Annotated in this window: 20 protein-coding genes and 1 tRNA gene; 17 read left to right on the forward strand and 4 right to left on the reverse strand. The window is 68.0% G+C overall.

What is annotated here, in order from left to right; genetic code table 11:
• The first annotated feature begins 1 nt into the window (after position 1).
• Complete coding sequence (locus tag B0I29_RS16765; RefSeq protein ID WP_111649910.1) at positions 2–1,798, forward strand: ABC-F family ATP-binding cassette domain-containing protein; 1,797 nt, start codon at positions 2–4, stop codon at positions 1,796–1,798.
• 77 nt (positions 1,799–1,875) lie between these two features.
• Positions 1,876–2,340, forward strand: coding sequence for a DUF4383 domain-containing protein (locus B0I29_RS16770; RefSeq protein ID WP_111649911.1), 465 nt, complete (start codon positions 1,876–1,878; stop codon positions 2,338–2,340).
• 25 nt (positions 2,341–2,365) lie between these two features.
• Here the strand turns inward: B0I29_RS16770 and B0I29_RS16775 are convergent, their stop codons facing one another.
• The gene (locus tag B0I29_RS16775) at positions 2,366–2,968 is read right to left on the reverse strand and encodes a TetR/AcrR family transcriptional regulator (RefSeq protein ID WP_111649967.1); all 603 of its coding nucleotides are present in this window, start codon (positions 2,966–2,968) and stop codon (positions 2,366–2,368) included.
• Positions 2,969–3,204: 236 nt separating this feature from the next.
• On the opposite strand from B0I29_RS16775, the gene B0I29_RS16780 reads away from it, so the two are divergent.
• The 10 genes from B0I29_RS16780 to cysN all read left to right on the forward strand — a co-directional run bounded on the left by B0I29_RS16780 (position 3,205) and on the right by cysN (position 13,266).
• A complete protein-coding gene (locus B0I29_RS16780) occupies positions 3,205–3,858 on the forward strand; it encodes a resolvase (protein WP_181557837.1) in 654 nt (217 codons plus the stop codon).
• Between the two features lie 37 nt (positions 3,859–3,895).
• A tRNA-Gln gene (locus tag B0I29_RS16785) sits at positions 3,896–3,966 on the forward strand.
• A 77-nt stretch (positions 3,967–4,043) separates the two neighbouring features.
• Positions 4,044–5,486 carry a bifunctional UDP-N-acetylglucosamine diphosphorylase/glucosamine-1-phosphate N-acetyltransferase GlmU gene (gene glmU, locus B0I29_RS16790; RefSeq protein ID WP_111649912.1) on the forward strand — a complete coding sequence of 481 codons (1,443 nt, stop codon included), beginning with the start codon at positions 4,044–4,046 and terminating at the stop codon, positions 5,484–5,486.
• A 111-nt stretch (positions 5,487–5,597) separates the two neighbouring features.
• Positions 5,598–6,578 carry a ribose-phosphate diphosphokinase gene (locus B0I29_RS16795; protein ID WP_111649913.1) on the forward strand — a complete coding sequence of 327 codons (981 nt, stop codon included), beginning with the start codon at positions 5,598–5,600 and terminating at the stop codon, positions 6,576–6,578.
• A gap of 367 nt (positions 6,579–6,945) precedes the next feature.
• The gene (locus B0I29_RS16800; RefSeq protein ID WP_111649914.1) at positions 6,946–7,551 is read left to right on the forward strand and encodes a 50S ribosomal protein L25/general stress protein Ctc; all 606 of its coding nucleotides are present in this window, start codon (positions 6,946–6,948) and stop codon (positions 7,549–7,551) included.
• Positions 7,552–7,648: 97 nt separating this feature from the next.
• Positions 7,649–8,236, forward strand: coding sequence for an aminoacyl-tRNA hydrolase (gene pth, locus B0I29_RS16805; RefSeq protein ID WP_111649915.1), 588 nt, complete (start codon positions 7,649–7,651; stop codon positions 8,234–8,236).
• Between the two features lie 136 nt (positions 8,237–8,372).
• Positions 8,373–10,031 carry a sugar transferase gene (locus tag B0I29_RS16810; RefSeq protein WP_111649916.1) on the forward strand — a complete coding sequence of 553 codons (1,659 nt, stop codon included), beginning with the start codon at positions 8,373–8,375 and terminating at the stop codon, positions 10,029–10,031.
• 59 nt (positions 10,032–10,090) lie between these two features.
• On the forward strand, positions 10,091–10,972 hold the full coding sequence (locus B0I29_RS16815; RefSeq protein WP_111649917.1) for a 3'(2'),5'-bisphosphate nucleotidase CysQ: 882 nt from the start codon (positions 10,091–10,093) through the stop codon (positions 10,970–10,972).
• 84 nt (positions 10,973–11,056) lie between these two features.
• Positions 11,057–11,968 (forward strand): sulfate adenylyltransferase subunit CysD, encoded by a 912-nt coding sequence (gene cysD, locus B0I29_RS16820; RefSeq protein ID WP_111649918.1) that lies wholly within the window; start codon positions 11,057–11,059, stop codon positions 11,966–11,968.
• Complete coding sequence (cysN, locus tag B0I29_RS16825) at positions 11,968–13,266, forward strand: sulfate adenylyltransferase subunit CysN (protein ID WP_111649919.1); 1,299 nt, start codon at positions 11,968–11,970, stop codon at positions 13,264–13,266. The genes cysD and cysN overlap by 1 nt, the downstream gene beginning before the upstream one ends.
• Here cysN and B0I29_RS16830 read toward each other — a convergent pair.
• The 3 genes from B0I29_RS16830 to galE form a co-directional block, all read right to left on the reverse strand.
• On the reverse strand, positions 13,250–14,077 hold the full coding sequence (locus B0I29_RS16830) for an ATP-binding protein (RefSeq protein WP_111649920.1): 828 nt from the start codon (positions 14,075–14,077) through the stop codon (positions 13,250–13,252). The two genes, cysN and B0I29_RS16830, sit on opposite strands and share 17 nt — an antisense overlap.
• A 153-nt stretch (positions 14,078–14,230) precedes the next feature.
• Positions 14,231–15,361: a galactokinase gene (galK, locus tag B0I29_RS16835; protein ID WP_111649921.1), complete on the reverse strand. Its 1,131-nt coding sequence runs from the start codon at positions 15,359–15,361 to the stop codon at positions 14,231–14,233.
• Complete coding sequence (gene galE / locus B0I29_RS16840; protein WP_111649922.1) at positions 15,358–16,332, reverse strand: UDP-glucose 4-epimerase GalE; 975 nt, start codon at positions 16,330–16,332, stop codon at positions 15,358–15,360. Before galE ends, galK begins: the two co-directional genes overlap by 4 nt.
• A 135-nt stretch (positions 16,333–16,467) precedes the next feature.
• Here galE and trpS point away from each other — a divergent pair, with 135 nt between their 5' ends.
• The 5 genes from trpS to B0I29_RS16865 are packed head-to-tail and all read left to right on the forward strand — an operon-like array spanning position 16,468 to position 19,579.
• A complete protein-coding gene (trpS, locus tag B0I29_RS16845; protein ID WP_111649923.1) occupies positions 16,468–17,493 on the forward strand; it encodes a tryptophan--tRNA ligase in 1,026 nt (341 codons plus the stop codon).
• A gap of 4 nt (positions 17,494–17,497) precedes the next feature.
• Complete coding sequence (locus B0I29_RS16850; protein ID WP_111649924.1) at positions 17,498–18,028, forward strand: 2'-5' RNA ligase family protein; 531 nt, start codon at positions 17,498–17,500, stop codon at positions 18,026–18,028.
• A 21-nt stretch (positions 18,029–18,049) separates the two neighbouring features.
• Entirely contained in the window at positions 18,050–18,970 is a 921-nt protein-coding gene (locus B0I29_RS16855) for a YihY/virulence factor BrkB family protein (protein ID WP_111649925.1), read from the forward strand.
• Positions 18,971–18,995: 25 nt separating this feature from the next.
• The gene (locus B0I29_RS16860; protein WP_221402729.1) at positions 18,996–19,355 is read left to right on the forward strand and encodes a hypothetical protein; all 360 of its coding nucleotides are present in this window, start codon (positions 18,996–18,998) and stop codon (positions 19,353–19,355) included.
• A complete protein-coding gene (locus B0I29_RS16865; RefSeq protein ID WP_221402823.1) occupies positions 19,355–19,579 on the forward strand; it encodes an SCO4848 family membrane protein in 225 nt (74 codons plus the stop codon). The genes B0I29_RS16860 and B0I29_RS16865 overlap by 1 nt, the downstream gene beginning before the upstream one ends.
• The last annotated feature ends 92 nt before the right edge of the window (positions 19,580–19,671 follow it).

The raw sequence follows: 19,671 nt of genomic DNA on the forward strand, positions 1-19,671 counted from the left end.
CGTGGCCAACATCATCAACCTGGACCGGGTCAACAAGGGTTACGGCGCCGCCGGTCAGCTGCTCACCGACGTGTCGCTCGGCCTTGACGACGACGCCCGCATCGGCATCGTCGGTTTGAACGGGGCCGGCAAATCCACCCTTCTACGCATGCTTGCCAAGATCGAGGAGCCGGACGACGGCCGGGTCACCCACCGTCGTGACCTCCGGGTGGCGAACCTGCCGCAGAGCCTCACGCTGGCCGCCGACGCGACCGTCCGTGACGTCGTCCTCGGCACCGGCTGGCTCACCGAGAGCATGGGCGCCGAGCACGAGTGGGCCGGCGACGCCGGTGTCCGCACGATCCTCGACGGTCTCGGCATGGGTTACCTCGGCCTGGACACCCCGGTCGGGCCGATGTCCGGTGGCGAGCGCCGCCGGGTCGCGCTCGCCGCACTGCTGGTCCGCGAGAGCGACCTGCTGATCCTCGACGAGCCCACCAACCATCTGGACGTGGCCGGCGTCGACTGGCTCGCCAAACACCTGGTCACCCGGCGCGGCGCCCTGGTCGTGGTCACCCACGATCGCTGGTTCCTCGACGAGGTCTGCACCGCGACCTGGGAGGTCGTGGACCAGCAGGTGCACATCTACGAGGGCGGTTACGCCGCCTGGACGCTGGCCCGGGCGGAACGGCAGCGGGTCGCCGTGGCGGTCGAGTCCCGCCGGCAGAACCTGCTCCGCAAGGAAATCGCCTGGCTGCGCCGGGGCCCGCCGGCCCGGACCTCGAAACCGAAATTCCGGATCGACGCGGCCAACGAGCTGATCGCCGACATCCCGCCGGTGCGTGACACGGTCAGCCTGCAGCGCCTCGCCACCACCCGGCTCGGCAAGCAGGTCTACGACCTGGAGCAGATCGAGCTGAACGCCGGTCCCAAGCCGATCTTCAAGAACCTCACCTGGCATGTCGGCCCGGGCGACCGGATCGCCATCCTCGGCGCCAACGGCGCGGGCAAGACGACCCTGCTGCGGCTGCTGGCCGGCGTCACCAAGCCGGACGGCGGCCGTCTGGTCACCGGCTCGACGGTCCGTCCCGCGTTCCTCTCCCAGGAGCTCAAGGAGCTGCCCGGGCACCTGCGCCTGCTGGAGGCGGTGGAAGAGGTCGCCAAGCGGGTCAAGCTGGGCGACCGGGAGCTCTCGGCCGGTCAGCTCGCCGAGGTGTTCGGCTTCACCGACAAGCGGATCTGGACGCCGGTCAGCGACCTCTCCGGTGGTGAGCGCCGGCGCCTGCAGCTGCTGCGCCTGCTGGCCACCGAGCCGAACGTGTTGCTGCTCGACGAACCGACGAACGACCTGGACACCGACACCCTGGCCTCGCTCGAGGACCTGCTCGACTCGTGGCCGGGCACGATGGTGGTGGCCAGCCACGACCGTTACCTGGTGGAGCGGGTCACCGAGACGGCGTACGGCATGTTCGGCGACGGAAAACTCGTGCACCTTCCGGGCGGCATCGACGAATACCTTTCCCGGGTGTCAGTGAGCGGTGCTCCGGGCGTACCCGGGAAGGAAGCTGGAGCGCCGCAGGGCGCGCCTGGCCTCTCGGCGGGTGAGTTGCGGCAGGCTCGCAAGGATCTTTCGCGGCTGGAGCGGCAGATGGACAAGCTCACCGAGAAAGAATCCAAGATCAACGAGAAGCTGGCCCAGCACGGCAGCGACTACGACAAGATCGTCGAGTTCGAGGCCCAGCTCAAAGCGGTGCGCGAGGAGAAGGAGCAGGCCGAGTTGGAGTGGCTGGAGCTCGCGGAACAGGTGTCCGACAACTGATCCGGGGGGTGTGCCTGCGCCCTTGTCACCAATACGCGAGAATCGGTACGACTACACCTGACCTTGGAGACGGATAAATGGCCTCGCACATTCCGGTCAACCATCCCCTGCGGGCGATCTACCGGATCGTCGGCTTCGTCGTTGGCGCCTACCTGGTGGTCTTCGGCGTCCTGGGCGCGATCCAGACCGCTGGTGAGCCGTTCGCGAACGAGACGGGCATCCGGGTCCTCGGCCAGGAGACCAACATGCTCTCCTCGCTGATCCACATCGCGGTCGGCGCCCTCGTGCTGATCGGCACCGCGATCGGCAAGAACCTCGACGTCGCGATCGACAAGTACCTCGGATGGGCGATCCTGGTGATGGGCAGCTACGCGCTGGCGACCATCCGGACCGACGCCAACTTCTTCGGTTACAGCATCTCGACCGTTGTCGTCACCTACCTTGCCGGCCTGCTGCTGATCACGGTCAGCCTGTACAGCAAGGTCGTCCCGGAGTCCCGGGCCGGCGCGCCGCGCCAGGTCCGCGAGGGACGCACCGCCTGAGAGACCTGCTACCGCAAGGTGCGGCTCATCGCACCTTGCGGGTCAGCAGGGTCGGCTTGGTGTCCAGATGGGACAGGCCGTTCCAGGCCAGATTGACCAGGTGCGCGGCGACCATCTCCTTCTTGGGCCGCTGCGCCTCGCGCCACCACTGCCCGACCAGCGCCACCATCCCGACCAGCGCCTGCGAGTAGAGCTCGGCGAATTTCGGGTCGATGCCCCGGCTCTTGAACTCCGCGGCCAGGATGTGTTCCACCTGGTGAGCGATGTCGTTCATGACGCTGGAGAAGTTGCCGGCCGCGGAGAGCACCGGCGACTCGCGGACCAGCACCCGGAACCCGTGCGGCTCCGCCTCGATGTAATCGAGCAGCGCGAGCGCGGCCTGTTCCAGCAGCTCCCGAGGATGCCCGGCGGTCAGCGCCGCGGCTATCCGGTCGAGCAGCGAACGGACCTCGCGGTCGACGACCACGGCGTAAAGACCCTCTTTGCCGCCGAAGTGCTCGTAGACGACGGGTTTCGACACTTTCGCCCGGGCGGCCACCTCTTCGACGCTGGTGGCGTCGAACCCGCGTTCAGCGAAGAGCTGGCGGCCGATCGTGATCAGCTGCTCCCGGCGCTGGGCCGCCGGCATCCGCACGCGTGGGGGTCGGTCGCCGCTTTCCGTCTGATCTTTCACCTGTCCATCCTGACAGGAATGGCATGTCGAGGCCCTTGCAGGTCGCATCCGGAACGCCCGAACATGGTCGTATGACTACTGGTTACGAGCCAGCTGGGCGTGTGACTCAAGCGGGTGCGGCCTCGCGGCGCACGCGGGCGAAGGATGACGAGCGAGAACGAGCGCGAGAGCTGCGGAGCGAGGGGCGGACCGTGCCGGAGATCGCCGAGTTGCTCGCGGTGTCGAAGTCGTCCGCTTATCTCTGGACCCGGGACATGCCGCTCGACGCGACGCCGGCTGAGGCCGCGGCGCGTCGCAGTCGTCATTCCCGCGCCGTTGCCGAGGCGAGGTGGGGGCCGTACCGGCAGAAGCGCGACAGCGAGCGCGAGGCCACCCGGGTCCGGCTGGCGGAGTGGGTCGGTGCGCTCTCGGATCGCGAGGTCATCCTTCTGGGTGCGGTTACCTACTGGTGTGAGGGGACCAAGGCGAAACCGTGGCGGCCGGGCGCGACCAATCTGCAGTTCATCAACAGCGACCCGCGGCTGATCCTGCTCTTCCTGCGATACGTGGCATTGCTGGGCGTCGAGCCGGAACGCCTCAGGTACCGCCTGAGCATTCATGAGTCGGCGGATGTCGCCGAGGCAACGGCGTGGTGGGCGGGGATTCTCGGCGCCTCGGCCGAGGTGTTCCAGCGGCCCAGTTTGAAGAAGCACAACCCCACGACCGTGCGGCGGAACGTGGGGGAGCCTTATCGCGGCTGTCTCGTGATCAACGTGCTCAAGTCCGCACGTCTTTACTGGGAGGCGGAAGCGGTCATGGAGGGGATCGCCCTGAGTGAAGATCAGAGCGCGCCCGCTATCATGTGACGAGCGGACATGGCCCTAGGGAAATGTCCGAAATGATTCCCGGATCGTCTAATGGTAGGACCACGGCTTTTGGTGCCGTTTATAGGGGTTCGAATCCTCTTCCGGGAGCTTTTACGCCTGCGGTCGGGCTGACGCCGGGTTGAAGCGTCAGCCAACTTTGCCTACTGCGAACTTGGAGTTCACGCGTGAGCCAGGCCCCCAGTCGTACCGTTGTCGTTCTTGCCGCTGGTGAGGGGAAGCGGATGAAATCCGCGACGCCCAAGGTGCTGCAGCCGTTGCTCGGCCGCACGCTGCTCGGGCACGTCCTCTCGGTTGCCTCTGCCATCCACACCGACCGCACCGTGGTCGTCGTGGGGCACAAGGCCGACCAGGTCGGCGCGTTTCTCGCCGAGGCCGCGCCGGATGCGACGCCGGTGCTTCAGGCCGAGCAGAACGGCACCGGCCACGCCGTGCGGATCGCCCTCGACGCGGTGCCCGAGCTGACCGGCACCGTCGTGGTGCTCAGCGGCGACGTGCCCCTGCTGCGCCCGGAGACGGTGGAGGCGCTGCTCAGCACCCACGAGCGGGCCGGCGCCGCGGCGACCGTGCTGGGCGCCGAGGTGACCGACCCGACCGGTCTCGGCCGGCTCGTGCGGGACGCCGGCGGCAACCTGGAGCGGATCGTCGAGCAGAAGGACGCCAACGCCGAGCAGCTCGCCCTTCGGGAGATCAACTCGGGGATCTACGCGTTCGACGCGGTCCTGCTGCGTGAGGCGCTCGGCAAGCTGTCGACCGACAACGCGCAGGGCGAGGAATACCTGACGGACGTCTTCAGCATCCTGGCCGGCCTGGGTCACCCGGTCGCGGTGGAGATCGCCGAGTTCGCGTACGAGACGCTGGGCTGCAACGACCGTGCCGAGCTGTCCCGCCTGCGGGTGCTGATGCGCGACCGGGTCAACCAGGCCTGGATGCGGTCCGGCGTGCTGCTGCTCGACCCGGCGACCACCTGGATCGACGTGACCGCGACGCTGTCGCCGGACGCCGTCGTCGACCAGAACTCGCAGATCCTCGGCACCAGCTCGGTGGCGACCGGCGCGGTGATCGGGCCGGACACCACGCTTGTCGACACTGTGGTGTCCGAGGGCGCCACGGTGCTGCGGACTCACTCGATCGGTGCGGAGATCGGCCCGTCGGCGACCGTCGGCCCGTTCTCGTACCTGCGGCCGGGGACGAAGCTGGCGCGTAAGTCGAAGGTCGGCGGGTTCGTCGAGACGAAGAACGCCCAGCTGGGTGAGGGCGCCAAGGTGCCGCACCTGTCGTACGTGGGTGACGCGACCATCGGGGCGAGCGCCAACATCGGCGCCGGCACGATCTTCGCGAACTACGACGGGGTGAAGAAGAGCCGGACCACGGTCGGCGAGGCCGCGTTCGTCGGCTCGGACACGGTCCTGATCGCGCCGGTGGAGATCGGTCCTGGGGCCTATGTGGCGGCTGGAAGTGCCATCGCGAAGGACGTACCGGCCGGTGACCTCGGAGTGACCCGCGCGCCGCAGCGCAACGTGGAAGGCTGGACGCAGCGGCGCCGTCCCGGAACCGTCTCGGCCAAGGCCGCGGCCGAAGCTTCGAATATCACCCCTGAGCAGGACTGATCCAGCGGGGGTGAGCCATCCCACCCGACGGCCACGAAACGTGGAAGTTACGTTGTCGCAAGGGATACTTCACTGCGAACCCACCCCCTAATCAACGGGAGCAGCGATCCGATGGGCAGCATCGTCGCCGAGAACCGTAAGAGTTTGATGCTCTTCACCGGCCGGGGTTTCCCCGAGTTGGCTGAGGAGATCGGCCAGGTGCTCGGCGTGGCGCCGACGCCGTCTGACTCGTACGAATTCGCCAACGGGGAAATCTTCGTCCGGTTCAAGGACTCCGTTCGCGGGTCCGACGCCTTCGTGGTGCAGTCGGTCACCGAAGGAGTGAACCGCTGGGTCATGGAAACGCTGATCATGGTCGACGCGCTCAAGCGTGGATCTGCGAAGCGGATCACCGTGGTCCTGCCGTTCTACCCGTACTCAAGGCAGGACAAGAAGCACCGCGGCCGGGAGCCGATCTCCGCCCGGCTGGTGGCGGACCTGCTCAAGACCGCCGGTGCGAACCGGATTCTCACGGTCGACCTGCACACCGCGCAGATCCAGGGCTTCTTCGACGGACCGGTGGATCACCTGTTCGCGATGGACATCCTCGCCGACTACGTGCAGAAGAAGTTCGCCGGACGGCCGATGACCGTGGTCGCGCCGGACTCCGGCCGGGTGCGTGTCGCCGAGCGGTGGACCGACCGTCTCGGCGGTTGCCCGCTGGCCTTCATCCACAAGACCCGCGACCCGCTGAAGCCGAACCAGGTGGTGGCGAACCGGGTGGTCGGTGAGGTCGAGGGCCGGGTCTGCCTGATCGTCGACGACATGATCGACACGGGTGGCACGATCACCAAGGCGGCGGACATCCTCTTCGAGGAGGGTGCTGCCGACGTGATCGTCGCCTCCACTCACGCCCTGCTGTCCGACCCGGCGACCGAGCGGTTGAAGAACAGCCGGATCAGCGAGCTCGTGGTGACGAACACGCTGCCGCTCTCGCCGGAGAAGCAGCTCGACAAGATCACTGTGTTGTCGATCGCGCCGCTGCTGGCCCGGGCCATCCGTGAGGTTTTCGACGACGGCTCGGTGACCACTTTGTTCGGTGGACTCAGCTGATCCGTTTCACACGCTAGGGAAACGCCCGTCTGTGACGGGCGTTTTCTCATGTGGTGCGTGTTGCGTCAGTAGGGTGATTTTTTCGCGGACACCATCACCTGGTGCGGACCCGCTGACCAATGCGCGATCGCGGCAGGTAAGCTAGGCCGGTTGCCACGGCGAGGGTGCTTCGTGGTCTGCTGAGGTTCGCAGTCCACTCGAGGTGCCGTCATCGACGCGGTGCTCCGGGCCTGTGCCCAGCGCGCCCCTTGCCCGGCAGCGCCGGCGACGGCCCCAGTGCCGTCGGCGGCGATCACCGCAGCACTGCCGGATACCGCAGCCGCAGACTTAGCCGCAGCCCGCTTCGAAGAGTTTCAGGAGTTTCCCCGTGTCCGAGGTAAAGATCAGCGCCGAGCCCCGCACCGAATTCGGCAAGGGTGGTGCCCGCCGCACGCGCCGTGCCGGTCTGGTTCCCGCAGTGCTCTACGGTCACGGCGAGGCGCCGCAGCACATCGCGCTGCCGGCCCGTGAGTTCGCCGCTGCCATCCGGCACGGTGGCCTGAACCAGATTTTCACGATCGACATCGCGGGCAACGCGGCCGCGACGCTGGCCCTGCCGAAGGCGATCCAGCGTGACCCGATCAAGGACACCTACGAGCACATCGACCTGCTCATCGTGAAGCGTGGCGAGAAGATCCAGGTCGACATCCCGGTGACGCTGGTCGGCGAGGCCGCCAAGAACACCCTGATCGTCCACGAGTCGAACACGGTCTCCGTGGTCGCCGAGGCGCTGCACCTCCCGTCCGAGCTCGAGGTTTCGATCGAGGGCCTCGAGGCCGGCACGCGCATCACCGCCGGCGACGTGAAGCTGCCGAAGGGCACCGAGCTCGCGGTCGAGGCCGACCTGGTCCTCGCGGTCATCAGCGCGGCGCAGAGCACCACGCAGGCTGAGGACGCCGCCGCCGAGGCTGAGGCCGCCGAAAGCGCGGAGTAAGTAAGTCTGCCGCAGCGGTAAACCACTGATCAGGGAAAGTGCGTCACGCACTTTCCCTGATCTGTATCCAGCGTTCGTCATCCCCGCGGAGGCAAGGTTGAGCGACGAGGCACCCTTTCTGGTGGTCGGCCTGGGCAACCCCGGCAAGGAGTACGCCGGTAACCGGCACAACGTCGGCTTCATGGTGGCCGAGTTGCTGGCTTCCCGGACGGGCGGCAAGTTCGGCCGGGCGAAGCGGACCCAAGCCGAGGTCGCCGAGGGGCGACTGGGCTTCGGAGGTCCGAAGCTGATCCTGGTGAAACCCCTGACCTTTATGAACCTGTCCGGTGCCCCTGTGGTGGCTCTGTCCCAGTTCTTCAAAGTTCCCGTGGCGCATGTGATCGCGGTGCATGATGAGCTTGATGTGCCGTACGGACAGGTGCGTGCCAAACGAGGCGGCGGCGAGGGCGGTCACAACGGACTGCGCTCGATGTCGAAATCGCTGGCGAGCAAGGAGTACGCGCGGGTGCGATTCGGGATCGGGCGGCCGCCGGGGCGGCAGGAACCGGCCGATTACGTGCTCTCCGACTTCTCGGCGGCGGAGCGCAAGGAGTTGGACTTCCTGGTGGACCGGGCGGCCGACGTCACCGAGGCGATCGTTCTCGAAGGCGTGGAGTGGGCGCAGAACAAATATCACGGAAGCTGACATTCCGGCCTGGCGACAAAAAGGCGCTTTATGTCTATTTGTCTACCTAGCCACACCGTGACGCGCTCCGCCGTCCGTCCGTTGGTCACACGAACGCACGCAACCGGTGCGATTGCGGTGACAGGAGGGTCGGGGGATGTCCCAGGACGTGTCCGAGGGGCGAGCGGACGCGTCGACCGGCTCACCCAATCGAGGACCGCGCGGCTCGGCGGCCCGTAACCGGAACGCCAAGATCCCCGGACCGGTGGTGCCTTTGAGCCCACCGCCGGCGGGTGCCGCCTCGAAGAACAACGCCATGGAGCGGCACTGGTCGCCGAGGCCCAGCCGGTCCCAGGCCGTGCGCCCGGGGAACCGTCCGTTCGTCCGCAACCGCGGCCGGCACGCCGCGATGTCCCGGCGCCAGCTCTGGGAACGCCGGTACGTCTGGTCGCTGGTCCTCTCCGACCTGACCGCCGGTGTGGCCGCCGGGGTGGCGACGTTCATGGTCCGCTTCGGCGACGCGGTGACCCAGTACAACCGCGCCTACACCTTCTACTCCGCGCTGCTGCCGGTCCTGCTCCTGCTGGTACTCGCGATCTCCCGGGCCTACGAGCGGCGGTACCTGTTCGTCGGCAGTGACGAGTACCAGCGAGTGATCCGCGGCGGTGTCGGACTGATCGCAGGCTCGGCCGTCGTCTCGTACGCATTGAATCTGGATCTCGCGCGCTCCTACGTCCTCGTCGCGCTCCCGGCAGCGGTCGTCGCGGCCGTGGTGCTGCGTTTCCTTCTCCGCAAACGGCTGCACTTCGCCCGGGTACGCGGAGAGAACCTCCGACGAGTGATCGTTGTCGGTCACGAGCTGTCCGTGATCGGAATCACCCGGCAACTGCGCCGCGAGCGGTACCACGGCCTGGAGGTGGTCGGTGCCTGCCTGCCGCCGGACGCCGACGGGATAGGCGTCGCCGGACTGACCGTCTACGGCACGTTCGACGAGGTGGCGAGCGCGGTCGAGCAGGCCGACGCGGACACCGTGGTGGTGCTCAGCTGCCCCGAATTGGACGGTGCCGCGGTGCGCCGGCTCGCCTGGCAGCTGGAACGTGACGAGGTCGATCTCGTGGTCGCCAGTGCTCTCGTCGATGTGGCCGGTGCGCGGACCACGATTCGCCCGTTCGATGGACTACCCATGCTGCACGTCGAGCATCCCCGGCTGCATGGCGGATCGCGCCTGGTCAAGGACGTGTTCGATCGTTTAGGCGCACTCGCATTGCTGATCGTTTCCGGCCCCGTGCTGCTGAGCGTGGCGCTCTGCGTGGGACTCTCGTCACGTGGCCCGGTACTCTTTCGCCAAGTGCGTGTGGGACGGGATGGTCGAGAGTTCCGGATTTTCAAGTTCCGCAGCATGTACCTCGACGCCGAGGCTCGCCTGGCTGAGCTGAGGCACCTCAACGAGCACGATGGTGTGCTCTTCAAAATGCGCGACGATCCGCGGGTCACCCCGGTCGGACGGTGGCTGCGCCGGTTCTCGCTCGATGAGATGCCGCAGCTGCTCAACGTCCTTCTGGGGCAGATGTCGCTGGTCGGCCCGCGACCCCCGCTTCCGACAGAGGTCGCCGCTTACGCCGACGACGTTCGGCGACGCCTGGCCGTCAAGCCCGGCATGACCGGTCTGTGGCAGGTGTCCGGGCGCTCGGACCTCTCCTGGGAGGAGGCGGTCCGACTCGACCTGCGCTATGTCGAGAACTGGTCCCTGAGCCTCGATCTGGTGATCCTGCTCAGGACCGTGACCGCGGTGGTGCGGTCGTCCGGAGCGTACTGAGGCCGGAACTGCCGCAGGGCAGGGCCGGCGCTGGGCGAAAGCCGAGGAGGAGCGAGACGATGGGCGAGCAGACGAAGGCGTCGGCACGCATTGCAGGGCCGCGGGACGCAGGAGAGAGCGGAACGCCGCCGGTCATCGACGCGGCCTTCGCCCGCTGGCTCGCGGACCGCGCCGGCCAGGTGCTTCTCCAGGTCAGGCAAGAGATTGGGTACGCGGACCCGAAGGCACTGAAGGCCGCCGGTGACCAGGCCGCACACGAACTGCTCCGGTCCGAGCTGGCCCGCTGGCGCCCCGCCGACGCGGTGCTCTCCGAGGAGGACGAGCACGCCCGGGTGGCCTGGCAGGAGGGTCTGGCCCGGCCGGACCGGCTCAGCGCCTCGCGGGTCTGGATCGTCGACCCGCTGGACGGCACCCGTGAGTTCTCCGAGGAGGGCCGCACCGACTGGGCCGTGCACGTGGCGCTCTGGACCGCCGACTCGTCGAACCTGGCCTGCCTGTCGGCCGGCGCGGTGGCGATGCCGGCCCAGCACCGTACGTACGCGACCGACAAGCCTCCGGCGTACCCGCCGATGCCGCTGGAGTCGGCGACCGGCGGTGCGATCCGGATCGCGGCGAGCCGTACCCGTCCGCCCGCGTTCGTGACCACCCTTGCCGAGGAGATCGGCGCCGAGCTGGTGCCGATGGGCTCGGCCGGCGTCAAGATCGCCGCGGTGATCAGCGGCGAGGCCGACGCGTACGTCCACGCCGGCGGCCAGTACGAGTGGGACTCGGCCGCGCCGGTGGCTGTGGCGTTGGCCACGGGACTGCACGCATCCCGTATCGACGGGTCCCCGCTGGCCTATAACCAGGGCGACCCGAAGTTACCTGACCTGGTCGTTTGTCGTAAGGATCTCGCTCCTCGGTTGCTAGCTGCGCTGCGGAAGCATCTTCCGACACAATGACGACCCGGCACCGACCGTGCAAAATCGCAGGGTGACGATGCCCTGCCCGGCCGACACCGGAGAAAGGTCTGGGGGACTGCACTCATGAGCCAGACGAAGCCCTATCGCGTCTCGCATCTGGATGCTCTCGAAGCCGAGAGCATCTTCGTGATGCGAGAGGTAATGGCCGAGTTCGAGCGCCCCGTGCTGCTCTTCTCCGGCGGCAAGGACTCGATCGTCATGCTGCGCCTCGCGGAGAAGGCGTTCGCGCCGGCGCGCATCCCGTTCCCGGTGATGCACATCGACACCGGGCACAACTTCCCCGAGGTTCTGGAGTACCGCGACCGCAGGGTGGCCACTCTCGGCCTCAACCTGGTGATCGCCAGCGTCCAGGAAGCGATCGACACCGGCCTGGTCCGCGAGCTGCCGGACGGCACTCGCAACCGGATCCAGACCCCGGTCCTGCTCGCCGCAGTGGAGAAATACCGCTTCGACGCACTCTTCGGCGGCGCCCGCCGCGACGAGGAGAAGGCGCGGGCCAAGGAGCGGATGTTCAGCTTCCGCGACGAGTTCGGCCAGTGGGACCCGAAAAACCAGCGCCCCGAGCTCTGGTCGCTGTACAACGGGCGGCACCACCCCGGCGAGTCGATCCGTGTCTTCCCGCTCTCCAACTGGACCGAGCTGGACGTCTGGCACTACATCGCCAAGGAGAAGATCGAGCTCCCGAGCATCTATTACGCCCACGAGCGCGAGGTCGTCGAGCGCAGCGGGATGTTCTACGCGGTCAACGAGTTCATCAAGCTCCGTGACGGCGAGACCTCCGAGGTCCGTCAGGTGCGTTACCGCACGGTCGGCGACGCCTCGCAGACCGCGGCGGTGCTCTCCGACGCGGACACCGTGGACAAGGTGATCGACGAGGTCGCCGCCACCCGGATCACCGAGCGCGGCGCCACCCGTGGCGACGACAGGGTCTCCGAGGCCGCGATGGAAGACCGTAAGCGAGAGGGTTACTTCTGATGAGCCAGGCAGTTCTGGAGCCGGACGCCGCCGCGGCGCGGGGCATGGACCTGCTGAGGTTCGCCACCGCCGGAAGCGTGGACGACGGCAAGTCGACGCTCATCGGCCGGCTGCTCTTCGACACCAAGACGATCTTCGAAGACCAGCTTGAGGCCGTGGAGACCGCCAGCGCGTCCCGCGGTGACGAGTACACCAACCTCGCGCTGCTCACCGACGGCTTGCGGGCCGAGCGGGAACAGGGCATCACGATCGATGTGGCGTACCGGTACTTCGCGACGCCGCGGCGCAAGTTCATCATCGCGGACACCCCGGGGCACATCCAGTACACCCGGAACATGGTCACCGGCGCCTCCACCGCCGACCTGGCGCTGATCCTGGTCGACGCCCGCAAGGGCCTGGTCGAGCAGTCCCGGCGGCACGCGTTCCTCACCTCGCTGCTGCGGGTGCCGCACCTGGTCCTGTGCATCAACAAGATGGACCTGGTCGACTGGGACAAGGCGGTCTACGACAAGATCGCCGACGAGTTCACCTCGTTCGCCGCGAAACTGGACGCCCCCGACCTGACGATCATCCCGATCTCAGCGCTCAACGGCGACAACATCGCCTCCCGCTCGGACAAGAGCCCTTGGTACGAGGGTCCGTCCCTGCTGCACCACCTGGAGCACGTGCACATCGCGAGCGACCGCAACCTGGTCGATGTCCGTTTCCCGGTGCAGTACGTGATCCGCCCGCAGTCGACCACGGTGACCGACTACCGCGGTTACGCCGGCCAGGTCGCCTCCGGCATCCTCAAGCCGGGCGACGACGTGATGGTCCTGCCCTCCGGCCTGACCAGCAAGATCGCGTCGATCGACACGGCCGACGGCCCGGTCGAGGAGGCGTTCCCTCCGATGTCGGTGACGGTCCGGCTGACCGACGAGATCGACATCTCGCGCGGTGACATGATCTGCCGTCCGAACAACGCGCCGGCCGTCGCGCAGGACATCGAAGCGATGATCTGCTGGATGGACGAGACGGCCCCGCTGCGGGTCGGCGGCAAGTACACGATCAAGCACACCACCCGGACGGCCCGGACCGTGGTGCGTGGCCTGCAGTACCGGCTCGACGTGAACACGCTGCACCGCGACGAGTCGGCCGGCGAGCTCGGGCTCAACGAGATCGGCCGGGTGAAACTGCGGACCACGGTGCCGTTGCTGGCCGACGAGTACCGCCGTAACCGGACCACCGGCGGCTTCATCCTGGTCGATGAGAGCACCAACCGTACGGTCGGTGCCGGGATGATCATCGAGGCGCGCTAGCGGCCTTTATCGTCGCCCAGACGATCTTGCCGGTCTCGGTGGGCACACTGCCCCACATCACCGCCGTGTCCTGAACCATCCGCAGACCCCGGCCCCGCTCGTCGAGCGGAAGGTCGGGGCGCGGATGGGCCGGACGGGCCATCACCTCCGGCAGCCGCGGATCATCGTCGGCGACCGCCAGGTGCAGCCCGGCGCCGCGCCGGGTCACCACCACGCGGATCTCGGTGGCGGCATGCTCGACAGCGTTCGTCACCAGCTCGGACATCACGAGCCGGCTGGGATGCAGCAGATGGACCAGCCCCCAGGACAGGCAGGCGTCGCTGACCAGGTTGCGCGCGGCGCTCGGCGCATCGGTGCCCGGCTCCAAGGTGAGCGAGAGCCGCTCGATGCCGGGGATGCGCCCGGCCACCGCCACCCGGGCCTGCCGCACCTTCGCGTAGACCGGCAGGAACCGCCCCGCGCCAAGACCCTGCATGCGGTGGGCGAGCGGGAGATCCGGCGGCACACAGAGCGCCAGCGGCACCGGTGGCACCAGGGCGGCCGCGGCGTGCTGCGCGGTGACCCAGGTCGGCGCGCTCTCGCTGCGCGGGTCGAGCAGGCCGGACAGATCCAGGATCAGAGCGTCGGGGTGCTCGGTGAAGCATCGGCGCAGCGATGCCGAGGCGTTGTACCGGAGCTGATCATCCCAGGGGCCGCGGACCGTGAGAAGTGAGATCGCGGCATCCGCCTCGGCGTCGATGCTGATGGTGACACTCTGCTCGGTGTCATCTTGCTCGGTGTCATCGGAGAGAAACGGTGGGCTGACCCCCATGCGGCACACGTTAGTCGCGTGCCCGCCCGTTGAGCCCCTGGTCTCGCTCCTGCGGGTGATCGGCTGAAAGGCCGAGTGACCCCCTCGATCGGGTGGGCCGATCGGGTGCCGGGAGCCCTGCGGCGGGCTGCACCCGCCGCAGGACCTCCGCTGTTACAGCCGGGCGGCGCCCGGTCCGGCCACGGCCACCCAGCTGGTGGGGGCGGTGAAGCCGTGCTTCTCGTACGCGGTGGCGACCGCCGCGGCGGTCGCCTCGGCACGGTCGGCGTCGATCAGGGCGAGAACGCAGCCTCCGAAACCGCCGCCGGTCATCCGGGCGCCGTACGCGCCGGCCTCCAGCGCCGTCTCGACGGCCACGTCGACCTGGGCAACGGTGATCTCGAAGTCGTCGCGCATCGAGGCGTGCGAGGCGGTCAGGAGCGGGCCGATCTCACGGACGCGTCCCTCACCCAGCAGGGTGACGGTGTCGAGGACCCGCTGGTTCTCGGTGACGATGTGCCGGGTACGGCGGACCAGCACGTCGTCGCCGAGCTTGCCGAGCGCCTCCGGCAGGTCGGCCACCGCGATGTCACGCAGCGCCCGGACGCCGAGCGTGGCGGCAGCGGCCTCACAGCTCTTGCGGCGTGCGCCGTACTCGCCGTCGACGTGCTGGTGCGGGGCGTTGCTGTTGATCACCAGGATGGCGAGGCCCTCGGCGGCCAGGTCGAACGGGATCTGCTCGACCTCGAACGACCGGCAGTCCAGGAACAGCGCCTTGCCGTCCTGGCAGCGGATCGAGGCGGACTGGTCCATGATGCCGGTGGGCGCGCCGACGTAGACGTTCTCGGCCCGCTGGGCGAGCGCCGGTCGCTTCTCCAGCGGCAGGTCCAGGCCACCGAGGTCGATCAGCGCGGTGAGCACCGCCGACTCGAGCGCGGCCGAGGAGGAGAGGCCGGAGCCGAGCGGCACGTCCGAGTCGATCGCGATGCGCGCCGGCGGGACCTCGAAGCCGGCGTCCTGCAGTGCCCAGACGATGCCGGCCACGTAGGCGCCCCACCCGGTGACGTCACCGGGAACCGTGTTGCCGAAGGTCACCGGCTCGGGGATGAGCGTGGAGCAGATGTGCCACTGGCCGTCCGGCGACGGGCCGGCCGCCGCGACGGTGCGCTGCGGCAGGGCGAACGGGAGCACGAAGCCGTCGTTGTAGTCGGTGTGCTCGCCGATCAGGTTGACCCGGCCGGGTGCGGCCCAGAGGCCGGCCGGCTCGGTGCCGTACGCGGCGGTGAAAACCTCGGAAACGCTCATGCCACGTGCTTCCGGTAGAAGGTCCAGGCGTCGCCGATCATGTCCTGCAGCGTGTTTTTCCGCGGGACCCAGCCGAGCTCGTCGCGGGCGCGGTCCGAGCCGGCCACCAGGGTCGCCGGGTCGCCGTCGCGGCGCGGGGCGATCTCGGTCGGGATCTCGGCCCCGGTGACCTCGCGGGCGGCCTCGACGACCTGCTTGTTGGAGAAGCCGTTGCCGTTACCCAGGTTGTAGATCTTGTGCTCGCCGGCGACCGCGGCGTCCAGCGCCAGCAGGTGCGCCCGGGCCAGGTCCTCGACGTGGATGTAGTCACGCACGCAGGTGCCGTCGACGGTGGGGTAGTCGTCACCGAAGAGCTGAAGTTTCTCCCGCTTGCCGGCGGCGGCCTGCAGCGTGATCGGGATCAGGTGGGTCTCCGGGTCGTGCCGCTCACCGATCTCGTGCTCGTCGGTGATGTACGCCCCGGCCACGTTGAAGTACCGCAGCGAGACGGCGGCCAGGCCGTGCGCGAAGGTCTCCGAGGTCAGCGCCAGGTCGAAGGTCAGCTTGGTCGACCCGTACGTGCTGGTCGGGGCCTTGACCGCGGACTCGGTGATGGGCAGCTCGACCGGGTTGCCGTAAACCGCGGCGGTCGACGAGAAGATCACCCGGGGCACCTTGGCGGCGCGGATGGCGTCGAGCAGGGCGAGCGATTTCACCACGTTCTCGTGCCAGTACAGCTCCGGCTTGGCCATCGACTCGCCGGCCGCGATCAGGCCGGCGAAGTGCAGCACGGCGTCGAAGCCGGCGTCCGGCGTCAGGACCTGCCCGGCGTCGGCGATGTCCGCCTCGACGAAGGTGGCGTCCGGGGCGATCGCCTCGCGGAAGCCGGTGCGGAGGTTGTCGAGGACGACCACCTCGTGGCCGGCGTCCAGCAGTAGCCTGCTGGTCACGCTGCCGACGTAGCCGGCGCCGCCGGTGACGAGCAACTTCATTTGCCCAGGCCCTTCTCGATAAGCACGACGATCATAGAATTCTCCATAATCGCTCATAAGTCAACAGTTTCAAACATTGCCGCTACCCGGTAGGGGATTCGCGGTTCCCCGGTCGAGGCTGACACAATGGCGCCCATGTCCGACGTTGCCCGCCGCCCGCGTGTGCTTTCCGGCATTCAGCCGACCGCCGACTCCTTCCACCTCGGCAACTATCTGGGCGCCGTGCGCAACTGGGTGGCCATGCAGAACACGCACGACGCCTTCTACTGCGTCGTCGACCTGCACGCGATCACCATGGGCCACGACCCGAAGGTCCTGCGGAACCGTACTCGGGTCTCGGTGGCGCAGTTGCTCGCGCTCGGTCTGGACCCGGATCTCTGCACCCTCTTCGTGCAGTCGCACGTCCCCGAGCACGCGCAGCTCGGCTGGGTGCTGAGCTGCATCACCGGTTTCGGCGAGGCCGGCCGCATGGTGCAGTTCAAGGACAAGTCCGCGAAAGCCGGCCAGGACAGCACCACCGTCGGCCTCTTCACGTACCCGATCCTGCAGGCCGCCGACATCCTGCTCTACCAGGCCGACCAGGTCCCGGTCGGCGAGGACCAGCGGCAGCACCTCGAGCTCACCCGTGACCTCGCGCAGCGGTTCAACACCCGGTTCGGCAAGACCTTCAACATTCCTTCGGCGTACATCGTGAAGGACACCGCGAAGATCACCGACCTGCAGGACCCGACGAGCAAGATGTCGAAGTCGGCCTCCTCGCCGAACGGCATCATCGAGCTTCTGGAGGACCCGGCCCGCTCGGCCAAGAAGATCAAGTCGGCGGTCACCGACACCGGCCGGGAGATCCTCTTCGACGAGGAGAACAAGCCGGGCGTCAGCAACCTGCTGACGATTTACGCCGCGCTCACCAAGCGCACCATCGACGACCTGCTCGAACAGTACGACGGACGCGGTTACGGCGACCTGAAGAAGGACCTGGCCGAGGTGCTGGTCGAGTTCGTCAAGCCGGTCCAGGAGCGCACCCGGGCGTACCTCGACGACCCCGGCCAGCTCGACAAGATCCTCGCGATCGGCGCGGAGAAGGCTCGTGCCGTCTCCGCGGACACCCTCGCCCGCGCGTACCAGAATGTGGGTTTTGTAGCGCCCGCTCGCGGAGCCTGAGCCAGTGTCCGAGCCGGCACGCACCCGCATCGGCGTGGCGATCGACATCCCGGAGCCCTGGGGTTCCTTGCTGACCCGCCGCCGCGCCGAAGCGGGCGACCCCCAGGCCGCGTACACCCCGGCGCACGTCACCCTCCTCGGCCCGACCGAGGTGGACGGTGACGCGCTGCCGGCGGTGGAGAAGCATCTGGAGGCGATCGCCGCCGCTCAGCCGCCGTTCACCATCCACCTCCGCGGCACCGGTACGTTCCGGCCGATAACCGAGGTGGTTTTCGTGACCCTGGCCAGGGGCATCAGCGAGTGTGAGCTGTTGGCAGAGGCGATCACGCGGTCGCAGGACGTGCGGCGGGACACCCGGTTCCCGTACCACCCGCATGTCACCGTGGCGCAGGACGTGTCGCCGGAGGCACTGGACGCCGTCTTCGAGGAACTCGCCGATTTCTCGGCCAGTTTCGAGGTCGCTTCCTTCACGCTTTTCTCGCACGGCGGCGAGGGACCTTGGCGGCCACGGCGGGACTTCCCACTCGGGCGCTGACAACTCGGTTACGGTCTGCCGGTGAACCCGATCGACCGGGCGTACGACGCTGCTGAAGCCCGGATCATGCAGTGGCGATACTGGTCGCCTTACTTCGATCATTTCTGCCGGGCCATCCTGCGTTACGAGGACGTCCAGGGTGGCCGGCTGGCCGCGGCGATCGCGTACTACGGGTTCTTCGCGATCTTCGCGTTGCTGCTCATCGGCTATTCGGTCTTCGGCTTCCTGCTGAACAACAACATCGAGCTCTTCGAGCTGGTGCACGACTTCCTCGAGAACAACCTGCCGTTCCTCAACGTGCAGGCCATCCTGGACAGCACGAAGACGGTCGGCATCGTCGGCATACTTGGTCTCACCTTCACCGGCATCGGCTGGGTCGAGGCGATCCGCTCGTCGCAGCGGCTGATCTGGCAACTGCGTGAGCAACCCGGGTACATCGGCGTGCGCCAGGCCGTCGACCTGCTGGTGCTGGTCGGGCTCCTGCTGCTGATCGCGCTCACCCAGATGGCCGTCTACGGCCTGGAACGGCTGCTGCACTGGCTGGCCGGTGGCGGTTTCGCCACCACGCTCTCGGCGGTCAGCGTGCTGCTCACCTTCGGGGTGAACATGCTGCTGGCGGCGGCCCTGCTGACCGGGGTGCCGCGACTCAAGATGACCGCGCGCCGGATGGCCCCGCCGGTGCTCCAGGTCGGCATCGGGCTGATGCTGCTCAACACGGTGGGCAAGTCGTTCGTGGCGATCGTCGAGCGCAACCCGGCGTACGCACTGGTGGGTTCCGCGGTCGGCGCACTGGTTTATCTGTACGTCTTCAACCAGCTGCTGCTCTTCGGTGCGGCGTGGGCCGCGACCAGCCCACACGGCCGCGTCGTGGACCTGTCAGCTGACGATAAAACCGCCCCGGTGGGGCAAAACACCTGGATTCGGCACTCCCGCCCGCGATGATTTCCGGGTGGGCACTCTTGTGACTATGCAGCTGCCAGCCGGTTCGCCGATCGCGGACTTGCCGTGGGTGGTGACCATCGGCGCTCTGGGCGGTTCCGGCGACGACTGGGACCCGGTGGTCTGCGGCCCGTACGAACGCGGCCACGCCCTGGCCCTGGCCCGCGCCGTGGTGGCCGACGACGACCTGATGGCTGTCGTCGAGCCGTTGCGGCCACTGGACGGGGTGGACGCGATCCGCCGGGAGGTCGGCCTGGCCCGGACGGCCGACTTCAGCGACGTGCACAGCGAGCCGGGTTCCGGTGGCGTGGTGCCCGCCGAGCCGCCGGGGCCGGCCGAGGTGCGGGCCGGATGGCGCCGGATGGCCGCTGGAATACTCGACCCGTGATGATCAGCAAGCGTTGGGCGGCCTTCCTCGTCGCGGTCGGCGTGTGGACCTGGGTGATCTGGCCGAGGTTCGGCCTCGCGATCTGGAAGGACGACCGGTCCTTCACGGACGGAACGGCTACGTCCTTTCTGTGGGTGCACGCCTTGTTGATCGTGGCGTCGCTCACAATTGGCACCGTCGTGGGCGTCCTCGGCGTGCGAGCGTGGCGAGCGGTAAAGCCATAAAAGATTCCGTATGTAAATTCGGATCGCCTCTGACCACCCCAGATGCCCGTTTCTGGCCGTAACAACGTGATACAGAAACGGGCTGAACGGGA

The organism is Actinoplanes lutulentus (genome assembly GCF_003259845.1).
Classification (GTDB): Bacteria; Actinomycetota; Actinomycetes; order Mycobacteriales; family Micromonosporaceae; genus Actinoplanes; species Actinoplanes lutulentus.